At 67.6% G+C, this 20286-nt stretch carries 21 protein-coding genes; 7 read left to right on the top strand and 14 right to left on the bottom strand.

The features are described from left to right. Positions 1-22: 22 nt before the first annotated feature. Positions 23-313 (bottom strand): copper-sensing transcriptional repressor RicR, encoded by a 291-nt coding sequence (gene ricR, locus Y900_RS14120; protein ID WP_036342653.1) that lies wholly within the window; start codon positions 311-313, stop codon positions 23-25. A 187-nt stretch (positions 314-500) separates the two neighbouring features. Between ricR and ilvD the strand changes: the two genes are divergently transcribed. Continuing rightward, positions 501-2198, top strand: a complete 1698-nt coding sequence (gene ilvD / locus Y900_RS14115) for a dihydroxy-acid dehydratase (RefSeq protein WP_036342651.1) — start codon at positions 501-503, stop codon at positions 2196-2198. A gap of 115 nt (positions 2199-2313) precedes the next feature. On the opposite strand, the gene Y900_RS14110 is transcribed toward ilvD, so the two are convergent. From Y900_RS14110 to Y900_RS14100, 3 genes are all read right to left on the bottom strand, one after another. After that, positions 2314-3747 carry a PE-PPE domain-containing protein gene (locus tag Y900_RS14110; protein ID WP_192827512.1) on the bottom strand — a complete coding sequence of 478 codons (1434 nt, stop codon included), beginning with the start codon at positions 3745-3747 and terminating at the stop codon, positions 2314-2316. Between the two features lie 114 nt (positions 3748-3861). Continuing rightward, positions 3862-4647 carry a DAPG hydrolase family protein gene (locus Y900_RS14105; RefSeq protein WP_237752691.1) on the bottom strand — a complete coding sequence of 262 codons (786 nt, stop codon included), beginning with the start codon at positions 4645-4647 and terminating at the stop codon, positions 3862-3864. Further along, the gene (locus Y900_RS14100) at positions 4644-5984 is read right to left on the bottom strand and encodes an FAD-binding oxidoreductase (RefSeq protein ID WP_036342645.1); all 1341 of its coding nucleotides are present in this window, start codon (positions 5982-5984) and stop codon (positions 4644-4646) included. The genes Y900_RS14105 and Y900_RS14100 overlap by 4 nt, the downstream gene beginning before the upstream one ends. Before the next feature lie 110 nt (positions 5985-6094). Here Y900_RS14100 and Y900_RS14095 point away from each other — a divergent pair, with 110 nt between their 5' ends. Continuing rightward, positions 6095-6835, top strand: coding sequence for an IclR family transcriptional regulator (locus Y900_RS14095; RefSeq protein WP_036342643.1), 741 nt, complete (start codon positions 6095-6097; stop codon positions 6833-6835). Positions 6836-6901: 66 nt separating this feature from the next. Then, positions 6902-9124: a molybdopterin oxidoreductase family protein gene (locus Y900_RS14090; RefSeq protein ID WP_036342641.1), complete on the top strand. Its 2223-nt coding sequence runs from the start codon at positions 6902-6904 to the stop codon at positions 9122-9124. On the opposite strand, the gene Y900_RS14085 is transcribed toward Y900_RS14090, so the two are convergent. The 5 genes from Y900_RS14085 to Y900_RS14065 are packed head-to-tail and all read right to left on the bottom strand — an operon-like array spanning position 9121 to position 12973. Next, entirely contained in the window at positions 9121-9735 is a 615-nt protein-coding gene (locus Y900_RS14085; protein WP_051660389.1) for a pyridoxamine 5'-phosphate oxidase family protein, read from the bottom strand. The two genes, Y900_RS14090 and Y900_RS14085, sit on opposite strands and share 4 nt — an antisense overlap. Positions 9736-9793: 58 nt before the next feature. Then, positions 9794-10291: a TIGR04338 family metallohydrolase gene (locus Y900_RS14080; RefSeq protein ID WP_036342636.1), complete on the bottom strand. Its 498-nt coding sequence runs from the start codon at positions 10289-10291 to the stop codon at positions 9794-9796. Continuing rightward, positions 10288-11037, bottom strand: coding sequence for a DUF2786 domain-containing protein (locus Y900_RS14075; RefSeq protein ID WP_036342635.1), 750 nt, complete (start codon positions 11035-11037; stop codon positions 10288-10290). Before Y900_RS14075 ends, Y900_RS14080 begins: the two co-directional genes overlap by 4 nt. A gap of 50 nt (positions 11038-11087) precedes the next feature. Next, positions 11088-12137: an alpha/beta hydrolase family protein gene (locus Y900_RS14070; RefSeq protein WP_081845104.1), complete on the bottom strand. Its 1050-nt coding sequence runs from the start codon at positions 12135-12137 to the stop codon at positions 11088-11090. Then, complete coding sequence (locus Y900_RS14065) at positions 12134-12973, bottom strand: alpha/beta hydrolase (protein WP_036342633.1); 840 nt, start codon at positions 12971-12973, stop codon at positions 12134-12136. Before Y900_RS14065 ends, Y900_RS14070 begins: the two co-directional genes overlap by 4 nt. Positions 12974-13045: 72 nt before the next feature. Between Y900_RS14065 and Y900_RS14060 the strand changes: the two genes are divergently transcribed. After that, positions 13046-14053, top strand: a complete 1008-nt coding sequence (locus Y900_RS14060) for a sigma-70 family RNA polymerase sigma factor (protein WP_237752556.1) — start codon at positions 13046-13048, stop codon at positions 14051-14053. Here Y900_RS14060 and Y900_RS14055 read toward each other — a convergent pair. The 3 genes from Y900_RS14055 to Y900_RS14045 are packed head-to-tail and all read right to left on the bottom strand — an operon-like array spanning position 14050 to position 16442. Next, positions 14050-14472 (bottom strand): nitroreductase family deazaflavin-dependent oxidoreductase, encoded by a 423-nt coding sequence (locus Y900_RS14055; RefSeq protein WP_036342631.1) that lies wholly within the window; start codon positions 14470-14472, stop codon positions 14050-14052. The genes Y900_RS14060 and Y900_RS14055 overlap by 4 nt on opposite strands. A gap of 16 nt (positions 14473-14488) precedes the next feature. Then, positions 14489-15442 carry an L-lactate dehydrogenase gene (locus tag Y900_RS14050; protein WP_036346733.1) on the bottom strand — a complete coding sequence of 318 codons (954 nt, stop codon included), beginning with the start codon at positions 15440-15442 and terminating at the stop codon, positions 14489-14491. A gap of 37 nt (positions 15443-15479) precedes the next feature. Beyond that, positions 15480-16442: a hypothetical protein gene (locus Y900_RS14045; protein ID WP_036342628.1), complete on the bottom strand. Its 963-nt coding sequence runs from the start codon at positions 16440-16442 to the stop codon at positions 15480-15482. A 493-nt stretch (positions 16443-16935) separates the two neighbouring features. Between Y900_RS14045 and Y900_RS14040 the strand changes: the two genes are divergently transcribed. Then, positions 16936-17334, top strand: a complete 399-nt coding sequence (locus Y900_RS14040; protein ID WP_036346731.1) for a heme-binding protein — start codon at positions 16936-16938, stop codon at positions 17332-17334. 55 nt (positions 17335-17389) lie between these two features. Here the strand turns inward: Y900_RS14040 and Y900_RS14035 are convergent, their stop codons facing one another. Beyond that, positions 17390-17839 carry a MarR family winged helix-turn-helix transcriptional regulator gene (locus Y900_RS14035; protein WP_036342626.1) on the bottom strand — a complete coding sequence of 150 codons (450 nt, stop codon included), beginning with the start codon at positions 17837-17839 and terminating at the stop codon, positions 17390-17392. A gap of 92 nt (positions 17840-17931) precedes the next feature. Between Y900_RS14035 and Y900_RS14030 the strand changes: the two genes are divergently transcribed. Both Y900_RS14030 and Y900_RS14025 read left to right on the top strand, forming a co-directional pair. After that, positions 17932-18687, top strand: coding sequence for a pirin family protein (locus tag Y900_RS14030; RefSeq protein ID WP_036342624.1), 756 nt, complete (start codon positions 17932-17934; stop codon positions 18685-18687). Continuing rightward, entirely contained in the window at positions 18668-19939 is a 1272-nt protein-coding gene (locus Y900_RS14025; RefSeq protein ID WP_036342621.1) for a PQQ-dependent sugar dehydrogenase, read from the top strand. The genes Y900_RS14030 and Y900_RS14025 overlap by 20 nt, the downstream gene beginning before the upstream one ends. 4 nt (positions 19940-19943) lie before the next feature. On the opposite strand, the gene Y900_RS14020 is transcribed toward Y900_RS14025, so the two are convergent. Then, the gene (locus Y900_RS14020) at positions 19944-20222 is read right to left on the bottom strand and encodes a GlsB/YeaQ/YmgE family stress response membrane protein (protein WP_036342619.1); all 279 of its coding nucleotides are present in this window, start codon (positions 20220-20222) and stop codon (positions 19944-19946) included. Positions 20223-20286 lie beyond the last annotated feature (64 nt).

The raw sequence follows: 20286 nt of genomic DNA, 5'->3' as shown, positions 1-20286 counted from the left end.
TATGTCGCCGGGCAGTGCTGCGTCAGGAGCGGACCAGGCGCGCGATCGCGGCAGAGGCTTCGGCCAGCTTCTTGTCGGCCTCGTCGCCCCCCTCGGCGACCGCATGGCTGACGCAGTGCCCGAGGTGCTCGTCGAGCAGGCCGAGCGCGACGGACTGCAACGCATTGTTGACGGCGCTGATCTGGGTCAGCACGTCGATGCAGTACTTGTCCTCGTCGATCATCTTCGCGATGCCGCGGACCTGGCCCTCGATCCGGCGCAGCCGCTTGGTGTAGTTGTCCTTTTGCGACGAATAACCATGTGCGCCGGTCATTTAGCCTCCAAGCATCTGCTTCATCTGGTCGATCTCGGCCTGTGGTGCGGTGACGGTCTCGGCGTTGACCCTCTCGATCGCGCCCTGGTGGTGGCCGATCATCGCCTGCAAACACAGTACCTTCAATACCCCTCGGGGGTATAAAAAGAAATTTGGTGGGCACCCCCGACCACGGCATACTTGTCCGGTGAGCCAAACCCCCGATCTCAAGCCCCGCAGTCGCGACGTCACCGACGGCCTGGAGAAGGCCGCCGCCCGCGGAATGCTCCGCGCGGTAGGCATGGGCGACGAGGATTTCGCCAAGCCGCAGATCGGGGTGGCGTCGTCGTGGAACGAGATCACGCCGTGCAACCTGTCGTTGCAGCGACTCGCGCAGGCCGCCAAGGAGGGCGTGCACGGTGCGGGCGGTTATCCGATGGAGTTCGGCACGATTTCGGTGTCCGACGGCATCTCGATGGGCCACGAGGGCATGCACTTCTCGCTGGTGTCGCGCGAGGTGATCGCCGACAGCGTGGAGACGGTCATGATGGCCGAGCGTCTGGACGGCTCCGTGCTGCTGGCCGGCTGCGACAAGTCGCTGCCCGGCATGCTGATGGCCGCCGCGCGACTGGATCTGGCCGCGGTGTTCCTCTACGCGGGTTCGATCCTGCCGGGCCGGGCGAAGCTGTCGGACGGCACCGAGATGGACGTGACGATCATCGACGCGTTCGAGGCTGTCGGCGCGTGCGCGCGCGGGCTGATGTCGCGCGAGGACGTCGACACCATCGAGCGGGCGATCTGTCCGGGCGAGGGTGCCTGCGGCGGCATGTTCACCGCCAACACGATGGCGTCCGCGGCTGAGGCGCTGGGGATGTCGTTGCCGGGCAGCGCGGCACCGCCTGCCACCGACCGGCGCCGCGACGGGTATGCCCGGCGCAGTGGCGAGGCGGTCGTGGAGCTGCTTCGCCGCGGGATCACCGCCCGCGACATCCTGACCAAGGAAGCCTTCGAGAACGCGATCGCGGTGGTGATGGCGTTCGGCGGGTCCACCAACGCAGTGCTGCATCTGATGGCGATCGCGCACGAGGCCAACGTGAAGCTGGATTTGGCGGACTTCACCCGCATCGGCGCCAAGGTGCCGCACCTGGCGGACGTCAAGCCGTTCGGCAAGCACGTGATGTTCGACGTCGACCGCATCGGCGGTGTGCCGGTGGTGATGAAAGCACTGTTAGACGCTGGCCTCTTACACGGTGACGTCATGACGGTCACCGGTGAGACCATGGCGGCTAACCTGGCCCACATCGCGCCGCCGGATCCGGACGGCAAAGTGCTTCGCGCGCTGAGCAATCCGATTCACCCGACCGGCGGCATCACGATCCTGCACGGCTCGCTCGCACCGGAGGGCGCGGTGGTCAAGTCGGCCGGCTTCGACTCCGACGTGTTCGAGGGCACCGCACGGGTTTTCGACGGCGAGCGCGCAGCGATGGACGCGTTGGAAGACGGCACGATCGTGGCCAACGACGTCGTCGTCATCCGCTACGAGGGCCCCAAAGGCGGCCCCGGCATGCGCGAGATGCTGGCGATCACCGGCGCGATCAAGGGTGCCGGGCTCGGTAAGGACGTGCTGTTGATGACCGACGGCCGGTTCTCCGGTGGCACGACCGGCCTGTGCGTCGGGCACATCGCGCCGGAGGCGGTCGACGGTGGTCCCATCGCGTTCGTCCGCGACGGTGACCGGATCCGTTTGGACGTCGGCAAGGGCACGCTGGACGTGCTGGTCGATGACGCCGAATTCGAGTCGCGCAAGGCGGGATTCACTCCGCCCGCGCCGAAGTACACCACCGGAGTGCTGGCCAAGTACCGCAAGCTGGTCGGCTCAGCGGCGACCGGCGCCGTCTGCGGGTAGTCAGTCCCCGCGGCCCGCCTACCAGGGATTGGGTGTGCTGTTCAGAACGTGATAGCGCCAGTGATATCGCGTTCTGAACAAACACATGGTGACCCCCGGAGGGGGAGCACCACGGCTAGCTGGCCCGCTTGGACCCGCCCACGCCCTTCTCGGCCGACGCCTTGGGCGCTGAACTCTTCTTGCTCGAGGTCGAACTCGACTTCTTCGACGGCGTGCCCGACGTGGCGGTGGGCGGGGGCGTCACCGTCGATGGCGTGGTTACCGCGGCTGCCGTCACCGTGGGCGCCGGTGCGGGCGTCGTCGTCGACTTGCCGCTCAACACATCCCGGAATCCGGTGAACAGCGCCTTGGCCACGTCCCCGGGAACCGCGGCCCACTCCTGCGGCGTCAGCGTGGCCCGCGACAGGAACGGGATGTATTGCGACGACTGGTCATACGTGCGGTTGTAGGTGCCTCCCTGGCTGGGAGTCTGTACGTCGGTGTAGCCGATGTTCACCAGAATCGACAGCGCCGGCTGCAGCGCATCGGCGAGCGGGGTACCCAGCGTGATCGGAATCTTCGCCGCCTTGAAGACCGCGTTGAGGATGCGCGACGGCAGCCGTAGCGGCTCCAGCAGCGGCAGATCGGTGGGCACCAGAGTGCTGTAGGTGGTACTGGGAGTGCCGAGGGTCAGCAGACTGATTAGGTTGCCCTCGATCGTGTTGACGCTGGTGCCCTGCAGCTGCGCGCCGCCGAGCAGATAGGTCGGGAGCACGCTGGCCATGAAGGAGTTGGCCAGCGAGAACGGGTTCAGCGTCTCCGGGAAGTCCGACAGCATGTCGTAGCCAAGGGCGACGTTGACGAACGCACCGTTGAACTTGATGCCGAGGCTCGAACCGGAGCCGGCGTTCGGGCTGACCGGGTTCATCCCGAACAGGTTGAAGATCGGGGCGAAGCGCGCGTAGAGACCGCCATTGGGAGTTTCAGGGTTGCGCACCAAGGCGATCGGCAGGTTGGTGACGTTGGTGCCCTGGACGCAGGTGAGGCCCGACGAACACGGCTGGCCCGTGATCGAATTGACCTTGCCGGCGGCAACCAGCGGATCGTATCCCGGAAGGGCGCTGCCGTTGGCGCTGGACAGTAGGGCCTGATAGGTCTGGAGCGCAGCGGGAACGCCTGTGCCCGAGGCGATCAGCAGCGGACCGGTGGGACTGGTCGCCAGAATGTTCGGCCGGGTCGCGGTGCCGAGAACATACCCACCGAACGGCTCCGCGTTGAGGAGGTTGTTCAGCCCTACCGGGTCGGCTTTGTGCCAGTCGAAGGCCAGCGTGATGGACCCGACGACAGGAATGTTGTCGAAGGTGTAGCTGTCCACCCCGAGCTCGTTGATCAGCCACAGCAGCGGCCCTGTCGTGGTGGTGTCGAGGGTCAACGCGTTTGCGGCGGGCGCCACGGGTTCGGCGACCGTGCCCATCGTCATGGCCACGGCGGTGGCGGCCGCCGCGCCGAGCAACACGGTCTTCCTGGTGCCGGCCGTCCATCTCCGCCGGATGTTGTGTGAAAACGCCACAGCTACCATCTGAAACCCCCGATCGCCGCCCCAGCGAGGCTGTTTTGCGAACATAACCCCTCAGGTCGGCGACGGTGGCGATTTGGCAATCTCTGCCGCCAGAGGTGAGACCGGTCAGGTTTCAGCGAACTCCGCGTAAATTCTCGGCAGGAAGCTCGCGAGGTGGTTCATCTCCTGTGAGCAGTGCACCAGCAGATCCCGGGGCTCCGGCAGCTGGTGTGCGGCGATCGGACGGATCACGGAATCGGCCAGCCGGCTGCCACGGCGCACTCCGATGTAGGGACCACCCATCCAGAACCGCGACCGCATTTCCGCGCCGCCCGGCACCGCACGAACGTGGTGGATGAACCAGCCGATGTCGACCGGCAACTCGCTGGAGCCCAGCCGCGCGCACACCGCGACGTCGGTGCCCAGCCGGGACTCGTCGAGGCCCAAAGCCGACGGTTCGAGGAACGCGATGGCCGCTTTGGCGTATGCCGAGCCCAGGTACTCCTCGATGATCGAGGTCCGTCCGACATAGCTGCCGTCGGGACCGCTGTCGCCCCAGTGCGCTGACGCATGCGCACGCGGATGCCACAGCTTGTAGCGGCTGGACTCGCTGCCATGCCAGCCGAACCACCAGTCCCACATCGCCGGCGTGACGCCCGGCATATCGGTGCGGATCGCGACATGAAATCCGCCGCCGCGCAGCGCGCCGTAGCCGTTCTCGGTCTGATGGTATCCCTCGTCGAGAACCGTTGCCGCCGAATCGAACCCGAGCATCGTCTGGTCGGCCTGCGGACCGTGCTCGAGTGCGACGACCGTATGGCGGGGCAGCTCGGCCATCTGCGGGTCGAAGTACTTGCCCCATGCGGTATCCCCGTCACCGGGGCGGTAACCCAGGTACGTCTCGGCCATCAGAGTCGTCCCATCCAGCTGTGGAACCGGCCATCGGGGTCGTACTGGGCTCGCACCCGATCGAGCCGGGCCATGTTCTCGTCGGTGACGAACTTGGCGGGGCGACGGCCCAGATTCTCGTCGGCCAGTTGGATTCCGGTCGCCAGCGATGCCATCGACGCCATGTTGGATCGTGGCCAGTCGCTGTACTTTTCGTCGTCTTGGGGGTCCATCCAGCCGGCGTACAGCGCCAAGTAGATCTCGCTTTCCAAGCTGTAGGCCATGTCCTGGCGCTGCGGTGATGGCCCCCAGTTCAGCCACAGGAAGTGCGCGGGATGCGGCGGCAGGGTGTCCAGGATGCGGTGGATGCCCGGCATCAGCTCGGCGGCCGAGGCATTGGTCCACATGTTGTCGGCGGTGTACCGATGGTCCTCCAGGTAGTTGCTCATCACCGCGGTGTACCAATCTGCAAGGGCCATCGGCGCATACGGCACGGCGATCAGTGCTTTGTCGACGACGGGACACTGGTCGAGCAGGGTGAAGGCCTTCTTGGCTTCGGCCTCGGTGTCGGCGAACGCCGGCGATGCCATCACAATCGCCGGCCGGTCGATGCCCGCGTTCGGCACGCTCCTGGTGGCGACGATCTGCAACTCGACCCGGCGGTCGACATCGGCGGAGATGCCGCGGGCCCAGGTGAAGATCTCGTCGGCGAGCTCGATCGGGTAGGCGTAGAAGCTGCTGCCCAGCACCGCCGGCTTCGGATACAGCTTGAGGTGGAACGCGGTGACGACGGCGAAGAAGCCCGGGCCGGCGCCGCGGGCGGCCCAGTACAGGTCGGGGTGATGGTCGGCGTCGATGTAGATCGTGTCGCCGTCGGCGGTCACCACGTCCAGCCCGACCACGCTTTCGCAGGCCGGTCCGACCACCCTGCTGTTCCAGCCGTAACCGCCCTGCAGCAGGTAGCCCCCGATGCACACACCCTTGCAGTGCCCGGCGGGAAAGAACAGTCCCACCGCATCGAGCTCGGCGGCCAGCGCGCTGCCGCCCTTGCCCGGTCCCGCGACCGCGGTCATCGCGTCGGTGTCGATGCTGGTCTGGTCGACCCGGCTCATGTCGAGCAGCACCGCGCCGTCGCGCAGATGGCTGGCCGCCCAGCTGTGGCCACCGGATTTGATGCTGACCTGCTTGTTGTTGGCCTTCGCGTAGCGCAGGGCCGCAACGACATCGTCGGTGTCGACCGCTTGGACGATGACATCCGGGTAGCGGTCGGGCACCCGCTGGTTCCACACCGTGGCCTGGCGCGCGCTCTCGTAGCCGTCGTCGCCATGGAAGAAATGCCGACCCTCAGGAAGTGACCCCACCGAAGCCTCCTTTGGTTCACATAGCGAATCGCTATGATCCGTATTGCGGCACACTACCGCTGCCGGTGGGCGGAGGGAAGGGATGCGAGTTGACTGACGCGAAAATTTCTATGGTCGGCGATGGACGTCCCTCGAATGCCCGGGACGACGGCATTCAGGTACTGCGCCGCGCCGCGGCCGCGCTCGACGAAATCGCCACCGCGCCAGGCCGACTGCGCCTGGTCGACCTGCACAGCCGGCTGGGGCTGGCCAAGTCGACCGCGCGGCGACTCCTCGTCGGTCTTGTCGAGGTGGGGTTCGCCGCGGTGGACGACGACGGCCGCATCGTGCTCGGGGACCGCCTGCTCGGCCTGGTCAACGCCGACGCCGCCCACATCACGTCGGCATTCCGGTCCACCTTGGAGCGGGTGGCCGAGGCCACCGGTGAAACGGTCGACCTCTCGGTGTATCGCGGTGGCCAGATGCTGTTCATCGACCAGATCGAGTCGCCGCACCGGCTGCGCGCGGTCTCGGCGATCGGCGGGCGATTCACGGTGTGCGACACCGCCAATGGCAAGGCGGTGCTGGCGTTGTTGGACGATGACGACGTCGAACAGGTGCTCGCCGCCCTCGAACCGGGCCAGGCCGACCGGGTGCGCACCGAGATCCGGACCATCCGCACCGAGCGGGTGGCGTTCGATCGCGACGAGCACACCGACGGCATCTCGGCCGCGGGGATCGCGGGCCGCGCGGCCGGCGGCAACATCGTCGCGATCTCGGTGCCCGCCCCCACCGGCCGGTTCAGCGCCCACTCCGACCGCATCGTCGCCGCGCTGCATGAGGCTCTGGAGTCACCGGTCTGGACGGACTGAATCAAATCTGACCATCCGGTTGGTTGGGCTTGCCACCGGGGTCGGTCGCAGAGCACAGTGGCAGTCATGAGCCGCACCGCTTTGCGAATATGCCCGTTCTGCGAGGCCACCTGCGGGATGGTCCTGACCATCGATGACAACGAGCGGGTCAGTTCAGCCCGGGGTGATCGTGATGACGTGTTCAGTCACGGCTTCATCTGCCCCAAGGGGGCCAGCTTCCCCGAGTTGGACAACGACCCCGACCGGCTGCAGAAGCCCCTCGTGCGCCGCGACGGTGAACTGGTGGAGACATCGTGGGCGGAGGCCTTCGCCGCGACGGCCGAGGGTTTGCAGCGCGTCATCGCCGACACCGGCGGCTCGTCGGTCGCGGTGTACCTGGGCAACCCGAACGCGCACACCATCGCCGGGTCGCTGTACGGGCCGGTCGTCATCAAGTCGCTGGGCACCCGGCAGGTATATTCGGCCAGCACGCTGGACCAGATGCCCAAACACGTGTCCTGCGGATACCTGTTCGGCAATCCGCTGGCGTTCACGCTGCCCGACCTCGACCGCACCGACTATCTGGTTGTGATGGGCGCAAACCCGTTGGTGTCCAACGGATCCCTGGCCACCGCCGCGGACTTCCCCGGCAAGCTCAAGGCACTCCGGCGCCGCGGCGGCACGCTGGTGGTGATCGATCCCAACCGCACCCGCACCGCCGAACTGGCCGACCGCCACCTCGCGCCGCGGCCCGGCACCGACGCCGCGCTGCTGTTCGCGGTCACCCATGTGCTGTTCGACGAGGACCTGGTCGACCTGGGCAGGCTGGCCGAGCATGTGTCCGGGCTGGAGCGGGTGCGGGCGGCGGCGCAGGACTTCCCGCCGGAGGCGGTGGCCGAGCACTGCGGGGTGACGGCCGACGAGATCCGAACGCTGGCACGCGAACTCGCCGCGGCCCCGAGTGCGGCGGTCTACGGGCGCATCGGCACCTCGACTGTCGAATTCGGCACGCTGACCAGCTGGCTGGTCGACGTGGTGAACATCCTGACCGGCAATCTGGACCGCCCGGGCGGGGTGATGTTCGCCAGCTCACCGATCGCCGGGGCGCCGCGCCCGCCGCGTCCGGGCCGGGGGTTCACCACCGGACGCTGGCGCAGCCGGGTGTCCGGCCATCCGGAGGCACTGTCCGAGCTGCCCGCCGTCGCGCTTGCCGAAGAGATCGAGACTCCCGGCGACGGGCAGGTGCGGGCGATGATCACGATCGCGGGCAACCCGGTGTTGTCGGCACCCGACGGAGCCCGGCTGTCCGACGCCCTCGATGGCGTCGGCTTCATGGTGTCGGTGGATCCCTATCTCAACGAGACCACCCGGCACGCCGACGTGATCCTGCCGCCGCCTTCGCCTTCTCGCACAGCGCATTACGACCTCGCGCTCAGTGGGGCGGCGGTGCGCAACAACGCCAGGTACTCACCGCCGGTGCTGCCACTGCCCGAAGGCAGGCCCGACGAGTGCGAGATCCTGGCGCGGCTGGCGCTGATCGTGCTGGGCATGGGCCCCGACGCCGATCCGACGCTGGTGGACGAGCAGGTGATCGCGACCACGCTGGGCAAGGAGGTCGCCGACGAGCACTCCCCGGTGGCGGGCCGATCCGTCGAGGAACTGACCGCGATGCTGCCCGAGGGCCGCGGTTACGAACGACGGTTGGACATGATGCTGCGGCTGGGCCCGTTCGGGGACGGTTTCGGCGCGAAGCCGGACGGCCTGACCCTGCAGCGGCTGAAGCACACCCCACACGGGGTGGACCTCGGCGCGCTGACCCCGCGGATCCCGGAGATTCTCCGGACCCCCTCGGGCACAATCGAATTGGATCCCGAACCGATTCTCGCCGACGTCCCGCGGCTGCATGCCGCGCTGACATCGGAGCCGGGGTTCCTGCTGATCGGCCGACGGCACCTGCGGTCCAACAACAGTTGGATGCACAACCTGCCCGCCCTGTCCGGCGGCACGAACCGTTGCACGCTGCAGATCCATCCCGACGACGCCGCCCGGCTCGGCCTCGAGGAGATGGCTATCGTCACCGGCCCGGGCGGGAAACTCGAAGTGCCGGTGGAGATCACCGACGCGATCCGCCCCGGCGTGGTGTCACTGCCGCACGGCTGGGGGCACTCCGAGCCGGGCACCCGGATGCGGATCGCGGCGCAGCACCCGGGCGTGAACGTCAACAACCTGAACGACGGCACGTTGCTGGATCCGCTGTCGGGCACCGCGGTACTGAACGCGCTGCCGGTGGAGGTCGCTCCGGCCGGCTAGTACAACACCTTGCGAATGTTGTCCTCGCAGTAGCGTTCCTCGAGCTCGGCGTCGGACCAGTCGTGCCGCAACGCCTTGGCCATCTGGGCGACGCTGGGTAACGCGGTCGGATTCCAGGTCTCCGGCTTCCAGGTGTCCGATCGCAAGAATGCCTTGGAGCAGTGGAAGAACACCTCGTCGATGTCGACCTCCAACGCCAGCAGCGGCCGCTTGCCCTTGACCGCCATGGTGTCGAAATAGTCGGCGTCGGCCAGGATGCGGCCCCGGCCGTTGATCCGCAGCGTGTCGCCGCGACCAGGGATCACGAACAGGGTGCCGACACCGGAACGCTGCAGCACGTTGAGATACCCGTCGAGCCGCTTGTTCCCAGGCCTATCCGGGATGGCGATGGTACGGTCGTCGATCACGTGGACGAATCCCGCCGGATCTCCCTTCGGCGAAATATCAACGCGGCCTTGGGCATCAGTGGTGGCCACAAACGCCAGCGGCGAATGCGCCAGCCAGTCGCGTTGCACAGGCGACAGCCGGTCTTTGACCTTGTTCGCCACGTAGTGGTCGGGTTCGCCCACGATCTCCCGGAGCTCGGCGACGGTCGTCACTTCACGATGCATCGCCTCAGTATCCTCCACCGCGATCCTCATCCTCCGCCGCGATCCTCCACCGCGCCGGTCAGCGGACACCTTCCTTGGCGTACACCACGCGCAGCACATGGCCCACCTCCGGGCCCATCACCAGACCGGCCAGCTCGCAGAACGTCGCGACGAAGCCCGGACCGTGGGCGGGGCCCAGCGGGTTCAGGTGGTGCGCGATCTCGTGCAGCAACACCAGCTCGCGCATGGCCCAGTCGGCTGTCGAGCGGTCCGGAACCGCGATAACGCCTGTGCCATCGCTGTTTTCGTAGTGGGCAGCAGTCGCGGCGCGGCGGGGTCGCACACTGAGCGGTCCCGGGGCGGGCCATCGCGAGGTCACCGCGGGTAGTGCGAGCACCTCGTCGACGTAACGCTGCACCGACGCCATCGAGGCGAACCGGCCCTCCGGCGGCAGGGTGAGCTGCGTGCCGAAGAAGTCGATGGTGCGCGAACTGTGTTGGGCGGCACGGTCGAAGAGTGTCCGGACGAACTCCTCGGCCGCGTAGACGCGGGAGCGTTGACTGTCGCGCGCCGTCACCGGGGCAGCCGGGTCCGCGCCCCCGGCAACTCGGGACTGGACCCCAGCCGGGCCTGCTTGCCCGCGCGGTCGCCGGCACGCCGGGCCGCCGACGAGTACCCCGCCGAGGCACGGCTGGCCCGCCAGGTGCCGCGCGCCTTGGACGTCTGGCGGTAGTGCTCGCGCAGTTCGAGTTCCTTGTTACGCAGTGCCACAGCGGTTCCCGGCGCGGTCGCGCGATCGCGGGTGGCCTCCTGGCGCGCCTCGTCCCGCGCGTGCGAGAGGCGCTGAGCGACGCGGGCGCCGAACGCCAGCTGGAAATTCAGCCGTGCGGTGATCGTGGGCGTCGGCTTGTGCGCGCCGGTGGCCAGGTAGGCGTCACAGCTGCGCACCATCTGCACCACAAGGCTCGCGTACAACGCGTGGCTGGCGTCGATGTCCTCGGCGAACCCGTAGGCGTAGACGAACGCCGAGTTGGAAGCCACATCGCACTGCACATCGTTGGCCGCGGCGATGCCGGCGAACAGTTGCACGTAGGTCCGCAGACCGCGGGCACCCGGCTCGCCGATGGTGATCGTGCGCTGGGTCGGCGCCTGCGCGGCACTGCGGGTGGCGGAATGCGACCGTGCCACGGCCAGATCGATCGACGTGGCGGTGGCCAGCCGCTGTGCGGCGGCCATGAATGCCTCAGCCTCGTGAGCGTTGTCAGTGCCCTCGGCCTGGCGCAGCAGTGCGGCGATGCGTGCCAGCATCTTGTCGTCGGTCACGCTTGGCAAACCTAGCCGAGCCAGCCGACATCGGTGCGCCGGCAGTGGAATCAGCTGTTGATGAACGCGTTCAGCGCCGCGGTCAGCTGCGGCGACAGCGGCCCTGGCTTCGAATAGTTGCCGACGTTGTCGGTGGGGTCGTCGCGCAGCACATGGTTGACGCCCTTGAGCGCGACCAGTGACAGCGACGTGTGGTCCAGTGCGTCGGAGAGCGGGGTGATGTCCGCGCAGTTGGCCTGGCCGTCGGAGTCCGAGCAGGTGAGCAGCACCGGGGTGGCGGCGGGGATGGCGGCGGCCAGTTTCAGCGGGTCGATCGCGTCGGCCTCGACGACTGCTTTGACGTTGCCGGGGTTCAGGATCGCGCTCAGACCGTCGGGCAGTTGGGCGGGCACGGTGCCGGTCTTCCGCGCCTGGTCGACGGCGGCGGTCCATGCGGCGACCGTCTGATCGGCCTGCTGCTGGTTCTTCTGTCCGGCCTTGACCGCGGCCGCGACATCGGCCCTGACCCGGTTGGTGATCAGGTCCAGGTAGCGGCCCGCCAGCGGCTGCAACAGACCCACGGAATGGATCTTGGGGGCGCCTGCGGAGGTGTCGTCGGCCAGCGTCATCGCGTGAACGGTTCCTTCGCCGAGGCCGTAGACCGAGATGTGGTTCTTGTCGGTGGCGGCCTCGCTCGCCAGGAATCGCACCGCGGCCTTCGCCCCGGTGGTGTAGACGGCGCTGCCGACATCGGCCGGGTGGTCGGCGTACGGACCCAGGCCGGTCTTCCCGGTGCCGACCTTGTCGTAGCGCAGCGAAGCCACGCCGTGGTCGGACAGGTATTCGGCGAGCTGGCGCATGTTGCCGATCGGCCCGGCGACGTTGTTGTCGCCGTTGCGGTCGGTGCGTCCGCTCTCCGAGATCAGCAGCGCCGCGGGTGCTTGCTTGTCGCCGTGCTGGTGGCGGTAGGTGCCGTGCACGGTCAGCCCACCGGCGTCGAAGGTCACCTCGTCTTCGACCCAGGTGTTGGCCTGCCGGCTGTTCGACGAGCATCCGGCGACCGGCAACACTGCCAGCAACACGGCCACTGCGACCAGGGCGAGGCGACGGCGCAGGCTCACAGCCTGGCTTCGATCCAGGCGGTCACGTCGTCGAGCACCAGGTCGCGCTCGGGCTCGTTGAACACCTCGTGGTAGAGCTCCGGATACACCTTGCGGCTCACGTCGGCCGAGCCGACGCACTCGACCAGGCGCTCGCTTCCGGCGGCGGGAACCAGCCGGTCGTGGCCGCCGTGGACGACGAGAAGCGGCGCGGTGAGCCGGCGCGCCCGCTGCGGCATGGTCTCCCCCACCTTCAGCAGCGCTTTGGCGATGCCGGCGGGAACCTTGCCGTGCCACACCAGCGGGTCGGCGTTGTAGGCGGCCACCACCGCGGGGTCGCGGGACACGGCATTGGCGTCGAGTTCCTCGACCGGCAGGTTCGGCAGCAGCGACCCCACTGCCTTGCCGAAAAAGGCCTTGACGGGCGGTACGCCGACGTTGGCGGCGACCGCGGGGCCGGACAGCACCACCAGGTCGTAGTCACCCGGGTGCTCAACCCCGTAGGTGAAGACGATGCCGCCACCCATGCTGTGGCCCAACACGATGCGCGGGAGATCCGGGTGCTCGGCGGTGGCGGTCGTGACCAAAGTGCCGAAATCCCCGGTGTACTCATCGATGCTGCGCACCATCACCCGCTTGCCGCCGGAGCGGCCGTGGCCGCGGTGATCGAGGGCGTAGGTGATCAGCCCGGCCTGGCCGAAACGCTCGGTGACGTGGTGGTAGCGGCCGGCGTGTTCACCGAGGCCGTGCGAGAGGATGACAACGCCGCGCGGTTCGGTGTCTGGTGTCCACACGTCGTAGACGATGCGGACACCCCCGACCCCCTCGAACGTCCGCTCGGTGCGTGTTGTGACCATCAGGGGAGCCTAACGGGGTGCTCGTGCTCACGACGGTTCCGGCTGTCGGTGCCGGTGCGTAAGCTCGGCACGGTGAGCGTGCTCGCCCATAACCTCGATGACGGGCTGGACCCCGGCCGGGGCGATTTCCTGGCTCAGGCCGAGCCCTACCGGCGCGAACTGCTGGCGCACTGCTACCGGATGACCGGCTCGCTGCATGACGCTGAGGATCTGGTGCAGGAGACCTTCCTGCGCGCGTGGAAGTCCTATGACCGCTTCGAGGGCAAGTCGTCGGTGCGCACCTGGCTGCACCGCATCGCCACCAACACCTCGTTGACGGCGCTGGAGGGCAGGCAGCGGCGGCCGCTGCCGACCGGATTGGGCGCACCGAGTTCGAATCCGAACGACGATCTCGTCGAGCGTGCCGAGGTGCCCTGGCTGGAGCCACTCCCCGATTCGCTGTACGAGGACCCGGCTGACCCGTCGGTGATCGTCGGGTCACGGGAATCTGTCCGTCTGGCGTTCGTCGCGGCGCTGCAACACCTGTCCCCTCGCCAGCGCGCCGTTCTGGTGCTGCGCGATGTGCTGCAGTGGCGCGCCGCGGAGGTCGCCGACGCCATCGACACCTCGGTGGCCGCTGTCAACAGTCTGCTGCAGCGGGCCCGCGCCCAGCTCGAGGCCATCGGTCCCAGCCAGGACGACGAACTGTCACCGCCGGAGTCCGATGAGGCTCGCGAAAAGTTGGCCGACTACATCTCGGCTTTCGAGGATTACGACATCGATCGCCTGGTGAAAATGTTCACCGACGAAGCGATTTGGGAGATGCCGCCGTTCGACGGTTGGTATCAGGGCGGCCCGACCATCGGCGCGCTCATCCACCAGAACTGTCCCGCGGAGAAGGCCGGCGACATGCGGCTGTTGCCGCTGACCGCCAACGGCCAGCCGGCCGCTGCGATGTATATGCGGCTTCCGGAGACCGGCGGCCGGCATGTGCCGTTCCAGCTGCACGTCCTCGACGTGCGCGCCGACGGCGTCTCGCACGTGGTGGCGTTCCTCGACACCAGCTTGTTCGCGAAATTCGGCCTGCCGGAGATGCTTTAACTCTCCGAACGCGCCAGCTCGATCACCGGGATGACCCGCGACGTGCTCTTCTCGTAGTCGCCGAACTGGGGTTGGGCGGCGACTTGCTTGGCATAGATCTCGTCGCGTTCGTCGCCGTCGAGTATCCGAGCGGTGACACCGAACGTCTCGGTGCCGAATTCGACGGTGGTCTGCGGGTGGGCGACGAGGTTGTGGAACCAATCGGGGTTGGTGTCGGCGCCGGCCTTGCTGGCGAAGATGAAGATCCGGCCGTCGGCGAGGTACGGCACCAGGGGGGTGATCCGTTCGGTCCCGGACTTGGCACCGAGGTGGTGGACCAGTACCAGCGGCTTTCCCTCGAACATGCCGCCGGCCTTGCCTCCGGTGGCCCGAAACTCATCGATGACCTTCTGGTTCATCTCGTGAAAATTGGCTGTCATCGCCTCACCGTAGCCGCTACAGGCCCAGGGAATGCCGGGCTTGTCGCAACGTGGTCGCCGACGCCTGCAGCCCGAGGAGTTCGGGAACCGCGAGCGGAACCTGTAACACCTCACCGGCACCGGCGGCCGACACAACGGTCGGCAATGACAGTGCCACATCGGTGATTTCGTAGGCGCCGCGCTGGACCGTGGATATCGGCAGCACCCGGTGCTGGTCTCCGAGCACGGCTTCGATGATGCGCGCGGTGGACAGGCCGATCGCCAGATTGGTCGCGCCCTTACCCTCGATGATCTCGTATGCGGCGTTGACCACGGCTGCTGAGATGGCTATCTGAGCCGCCTCGTCGAAGACCGCCGCACCTTCGGCGCGGAACTGCGCGGCGGGCACACCGCCGATCGAGACGCTCGACCACAGCGAAATCTCGGAGTCACCGTGCTCGCCCACGATGAGCCCGTGCACGTTGCCGACCGCGAGATCCGCACGCTGAGCGATCAGATACCGAAACCGGCTGCTGTCCAACAGCGTTCCCGATCCGAAGATACGTCCGGTCGGCGCGTCGACGGCCCGTGTGGCGGCGTAGGTGACGACGTCGACGGGGTTCGTCACGAACACGATCACCGCGTGCGGGGACAGCTCCAGCAGCTGCGGCGTAAGTTCTTGCGCCATAGCCACATTCGTGGCTGCCAGGTCCAGCCGGCTCTGTCCGGGATGTTGTTTGGCCCCGGCGGTGACCACGACGACCGCCGACGCGGCGGTGACGTCGATCTGGTCGGAACCGGTCACGATGCAGTGCGGAACGAACTGGCTGCCGTGGTTGAGGTCGAGAACCTCGGCCCGCACCTTCTTGGCGTTGGTGTCGTAGAGCGCCAAAACGCCTGCCGATCCGCGGATCAGGCAGGCGTAGGCGATCGCGGTGCCGACGCTGCCGGCCCCGATGATGGCGACTTTGTGGTTCCGGTGTTCGAACACCGCACCATCATCGGGCACGGCGCGCGGCCCTGGGCGGTCAGTCGATACCGACGATTTCCTGAGCGATCGCAGCGAGCCGGGTTTGAGCAGCCGAGACCAGCCGCGCGCGATTCTTGTTCGCCTCTTCGTAGGCGACGATCGCCCGGATGTCGGCCGGGTCCTCGAGCTCCTTCACCGCGGCGACAGCCTCGTTGAGGTTGAACTCGTCATAGCCGGCGATCGGCAGTTCCTCCGGCGACAGGATGCCGGTGGAGCTGCGCAGCGAGTGGATCGCGTCGGCAGCGCCGTCGGCGCCTTCCCGGCGCGCCACCTTCTCGGCGGTCTCCAGCGCCGCATCCCGGGCACCGGACGCGGCCTTGACGGCGACCTCACCGGCGTGGGCGCCACGATTGACCAACTGGTCCACGGCCGGCCGGGTGTGGCGCAATGCCTCCAGCGCGCGATCGATACCGCGAGCCGAGGAGATCATCGGCCAGTTGGCCACCCGAACGGTCAGGCCGGTCAGGATCTGCAGCGGCGTGCGCCGCAGGGCCGCCGGGCCGCCCAGCGCGTCCTCGGCCAGCACGGTGGTCAGCCAGTCGACGGTCGCGGAGTGTGCCGTGATCAGACGATTGGCCAGGCTTTCGATGTCGGGCTTGCGCGCGGCCACGGCCAGCGCCTTGACGTAGCGGGCACGGTCGAGCAGCTGGCCCTCGAGCGCGAGGTCACCCAGCAGGGCCTCGTCGAACGGCTGCGCCTGCTCGGTCAGCGCCTTGACGGCTGCGGCGGCACGCCCGAAGAACGGGCCGATGACGTCCGGGAAACCGCCGAGCTCGCGGATCGCGTTCTCGATGGCCTCCGCGCGTTCGCGACCGTTGGCCGCATTCTGGGTGAGCTCGGTGCGCACTGCGTCGGTGCGAGCCTGGGCCACCCTGGTCTCGGCGATCTGAACTTCCGTGTTGGTCAGATCGAGAATGGCCCGCAGCTGGGCGAGCAGAGTAGTGGTATCGGGTTGGGTCATTGTGTTTCTCCCCTGGTGCGTTGACGGATTCGTGCCGGCGCGGGGTTTGCACCTCGTAATGGCCTCTACCCGATCCCTCCGATGGGTATGCGCGTTCGGAGCAGGCTGACGGGTTTCTGCAAGCCATCTCACATTCTTGAGACACGCTGGCCACACCGGCACCACCGACCACCCAGAATTTCTAAAACCGTCAATTCCCTTGGTAATTCATTCGCAGGCAACCGCGCGTTTGCCCGGGTCACAGTCCGATAACACCGTTCATAACGATCAGTTAAGAGACCGCCGCACCCGTTAAGACTTCTCAGCGGACCCGCAGCGTTCGCGACGCGAAATCACCCGCTTTGAGAGGCATGTCACCGGGTTGGGCTGTAACACTTCGTAATTCGGCTATCCCCGGTCGCTGCGCACGGGTTTGCCGCAAAACCTCATGGGTACTTTGGGTTTCAGGACGGGGGAACCAATCACCGACCGCGCGTCGGAGAGAGAAGTGATCATGAAGTTCAGCGGTATCGCGTCAAGTAAGCGGGTCGCGGCCGTGGGTACCGGTTTGCTCATGGGGGGCATGGCGGTGGCCACAATGTCCGCGCCGATGGCCTCGGCAGCACCGGACTGCAGCAGTGCCGGAGTCGCCAGCACCGTCAGCTCGGTGACCGGTTCGGCACACCAGTACCTGGCCGGACATCCCGGCGCCAATCAGGTTCTGACGGCGGCCTACAACCAGCCGCGCCCGCAGGCCGAAGCCAATGTGCGCGGGTACTTCACCGCAAACCCCGGTGAGTACTACGACCTGCGCGGCATCCTGGCCCCGATCGGCGACACCCAGCGCGCGTGCAACGTCACGGTGCTGCCGCCGGATCTGGAGTCGGCCTACACCATGTTCATGGCCGGCTGAGCCGATCTGACACGACGTCCGCCGCCACGGCTGTGCTGTGGCGGCGGAGTGCGCTCTAGGCACCCTCGAGGCGGTCCAGCGCCGTGGTGATCACCTTGTCGAAGGCTCGCAGTTGCGTCGGCGTCATCGGTTCGAAGAGCACCGAACGAACGAGGGCGACGTGGTCGGGTGCCGCCGCGTGCAACGCGTCCGTTCCGTCAGCAGTGATCTCGACACTCGCGCCCCGGCGGTCCTGCTCGGTGCCGTGCCGCTCGATCAGGCCACGGCTCCGCATCCGGGCGAGGTGATGTGAAAGCCGGCTCTGCTCCCAGCCCAGTGCCTCGGCCAGTTCGAGTACCCGGGCCGGTCCTTGCTCGGAAAGTGCCACCAGCACCTCGTAATCGGCGAGCGACAGTCCGCACCGCGCCTGCAGCTGGCGGTTCATCGCGGCGTGCAGACGGCCGTTCAACGCGAGGTAGTTGCGCCAGATCCGCTGTTGGTCGCCGGTCAACCAGCGCTGAGCCATACCGCTCACCCTACCGGAATACATGATACGTCATCTATGTTGTCGCTGAACAGCCCGCCACCTAGGCTGGCAACGACCCAAGGGGTGATGACATGGCCGCAACCGTCGACATCAGACGTGCCGCCGATCGCGCTGCGACGAAGATCAATTGGCTGGACTCGAAGCACTCGTTCTCGTTCGGGCACCACTACGACTCCGACAACACCCACCACGGCCTGCTGCTGGTGAACAACGACGACATCGTCAAGCCCGGCACGGGATTCGACACCCACCCGCACCGCGACATGGAGATCGTCACCTGGGTACTGCAGGGATCCCTGGTCCACCAGGACTCCACCGGACACTCCGGCGTGATCTACCCGGGGTTGGCGCAGCGGATGTCGGCGGGCCGCGGCATCCTGCACTCGGAGAAGAACGACTCCTGGACACTCACTGGCAACGAAAGCCACAGTGAGCCAGTTCATTTCGTGCAGATGTGGGTGGTTCCCGACGAATCCGGGATCGATCCGGGCTATCAGCAGCTGGAGATCGACGACGAGTTGCTGCGCGGCGGGCTGGTGACGATCGCCTCCGGAATGCCCGAGCACAACGGCCACACCGCGATCGCCATCCGCAACCGATACGCGGCATTGCACGGTGCCCGGCTGCAGCCGGGTGAGGCGGTCGAGCTGCCCGAGGCTCCTTACCTGCACCTGTTCGTTCCGCGCGGTGAGGTGACTCTCGAGGGCGCAGGCGAGTTGCACGAAGGTGACGCAGTGCGATTCACCGCCGCCGGCGGCCAGCGGGTCACCGCCACCGCGCCGTCCGAGATCCTCGTGTGGGAGATGCATGCCGGGCTGGCGGGCTAGCGCCCCCTGCGCGGCCGCCGTGGTGCTGACGGCGGCGTGCGGAGATTCCGCGCCGCCGGCTCCCCCGGCCTCAGCGCCCACCGGGTTGGCACCGGTCGTCGTCGCCGTGCCGGCCGGACTCGACACCGCGCCGTTCGACACGCCGCGCCGAGCCCTGGTCCCGCCGGGCTGGACCATGTCGGTGTGGGCCCGGGTGCCACGGGCCAGGCTGGCGGCCTGGGCACCGGACGGGGCGCTGCTGGTGTCGGTGCCCGCGGCGGGCCAGGTACTGCGACTGGCACCCGGCCTGCCTCAACCACAGAGCACGGTGCTGCTCGACGGCCTGGACCAGCCGCACGGCCTCGCCTTCGATCGCGGCACGCTGTACGTGGCCGAAAGCGATCAGGTCGACGCCTTCGATTATCGCGGCACCCGGGCCGACGGCCCCCGCGTTGTCGCCGCCGGATTACCCGATGCGCGCAGTCCGGATCTCGGTGGGGCGTATGCCCATGCCCTCAAAAGCGTCGCCGTCGGTCGCGACGGGGCGGTCTACTTCTCGATCGGCTCGACCGGCAACATCACCGCCGACGATCGGACGGCGCAACCGCCGCGAGCCACGATCATGCGGGTCCCGCCCGGGGGCGGTCCAGCGGTGCCCTTCGCCACGGGCGTGCGCAACGGGACCGGCCTCGCCATCGCGCCAGACGGAGCGCTGTGGACGGCGGTCAACAATCGCGACCAGGTTCCCGATCCGCGGCCAGGGCCGTCGTACGGGCGAGTCACCGGCTACGTCAACGACCACCCGCCGGAATCGGTGGCACGGCTGACGCCGGGACGCGAACTCGGTTGGCCCTATTGCAATCCCGACATCGATGGGCCGCCTGCGTTCGTGCGGGACGTCCAGACCAACGCCGACGGAAGCACGCTCGACTGCGCGACGCTACGTCCGGTGGAGCAGACCCTGGGTGCTCACTCCGCACCGCTGGGATTGAATTTTACCGAGGGCTCGCTCCCCGCTCCATACAACTCCGGCGCCCTGGTCGGGGTGCACGGCTCGTGGAACCGTACCCCTCCCAGAGCGCCGGAGGTTTCGTTCTTCGCTTGGTACGCAGGATCTTTGGGACCTCAGCAGACCCTGGTCGGAGGTTTCCAGGACCAGGACGGGTCGCGCTGGGGGCGTCCCGTGGCTGCTGTCGCGGGCCCGGACGGCGCGGTGTACATCACCGACGATTACGCCGGTGATGTGTACCGGCTTGCGCCGCCGGGCCGCTGACCTCTCAGTGGTGAACTCGGGTACTGCGTCCGGTGACCGCGACGTAGATCGCGATCAGCACTGCGGCAACGACGATTCCGACCAGGAAGGGGATGATCGCGAAGCCGCCGTTGGCGTTCGAGTATCCGACCTGATAGGTGATCCACGAGCCCAGGAAGGATCCCACCGCACCGAGCAGGATCGTCATGATGATGCCGATGTTCTGCTTACCGGGCATAACCAGTCGCGCCAGCGCGCCGACGATCAGGCCGACGACGATGGCTCCGATAATCGTTCCGATCATTGCTGCTCCTCATGTTCCGGCGGGCCCGGGCGAGCACCGCGTGGATGAGTGGTTCCCCACTCAC

Origin of the sequence: Mycolicibacterium aromaticivorans JS19b1 = JCM 16368, from assembly GCF_000559085.1 — a bacterium.
In the GTDB taxonomy this organism is placed as follows: Bacteria; Actinomycetota; Actinomycetes; order Mycobacteriales; family Mycobacteriaceae; genus Mycobacterium; species Mycobacterium aromaticivorans.
The sequence above is the reverse complement of the archived record's forward strand: the minus strand, read 5'-3'. Positions and strand labels throughout refer to the sequence as shown.

Bases quoted from the DNA above. Each gene is read 5' to 3' on its own strand.
- Y900_RS14025 (WP_036342621.1), top strand. From the start codon at position 18,668: ATGCCGGGCTGGCGGGCTAGCGCCCCCTGCGCGGCCGCCGTGGTGCTG.
- Y900_RS14095 (WP_036342643.1), top strand. From the start codon at position 6,095: ATGGTCGGCGATGGACGTCCCTCGAATGCCCGGGACGACGGCATTCAG.
- Y900_RS14065 (WP_036342633.1), bottom strand. From the start codon at position 12,973: ATGGTCACAACACGCACCGAGCGGACGTTCGAGGGGGTCGGGGGTGTC.
- Y900_RS14045 (WP_036342628.1), bottom strand. From the start codon at position 16,442: ATGACCCAACCCGATACCACTACTCTGCTCGCCCAGCTGCGGGCCATT.
- Y900_RS14020 (WP_036342619.1), bottom strand. From the start codon at position 20,222: ATGATCGGAACGATTATCGGAGCCATCGTCGTCGGCCTGATCGTCGGC.
- Y900_RS14040 (WP_036346731.1), top strand. From the start codon at position 16,936: ATGAAGTTCAGCGGTATCGCGTCAAGTAAGCGGGTCGCGGCCGTGGGT.
- Y900_RS14090 (WP_036342641.1), top strand. From the start codon at position 6,902: ATGAGCCGCACCGCTTTGCGAATATGCCCGTTCTGCGAGGCCACCTGC.
- ricR (WP_036342653.1), bottom strand. From the start codon at position 313: ATGACCGGCGCACATGGTTATTCGTCGCAAAAGGACAACTACACCAAG.
- Y900_RS14055 (WP_036342631.1), bottom strand. From the start codon at position 14,472: ATGACAGCCAATTTTCACGAGATGAACCAGAAGGTCATCGATGAGTTT.
- Y900_RS14085 (WP_051660389.1), bottom strand. From the start codon at position 9,735: ATGCATCGTGAAGTGACGACCGTCGCCGAGCTCCGGGAGATCGTGGGC.
- Y900_RS14035 (WP_036342626.1), bottom strand. From the start codon at position 17,839: ATGGCTCAGCGCTGGTTGACCGGCGACCAACAGCGGATCTGGCGCAAC.
- Y900_RS14030 (WP_036342624.1), top strand. From the start codon at position 17,932: ATGGCCGCAACCGTCGACATCAGACGTGCCGCCGATCGCGCTGCGACG.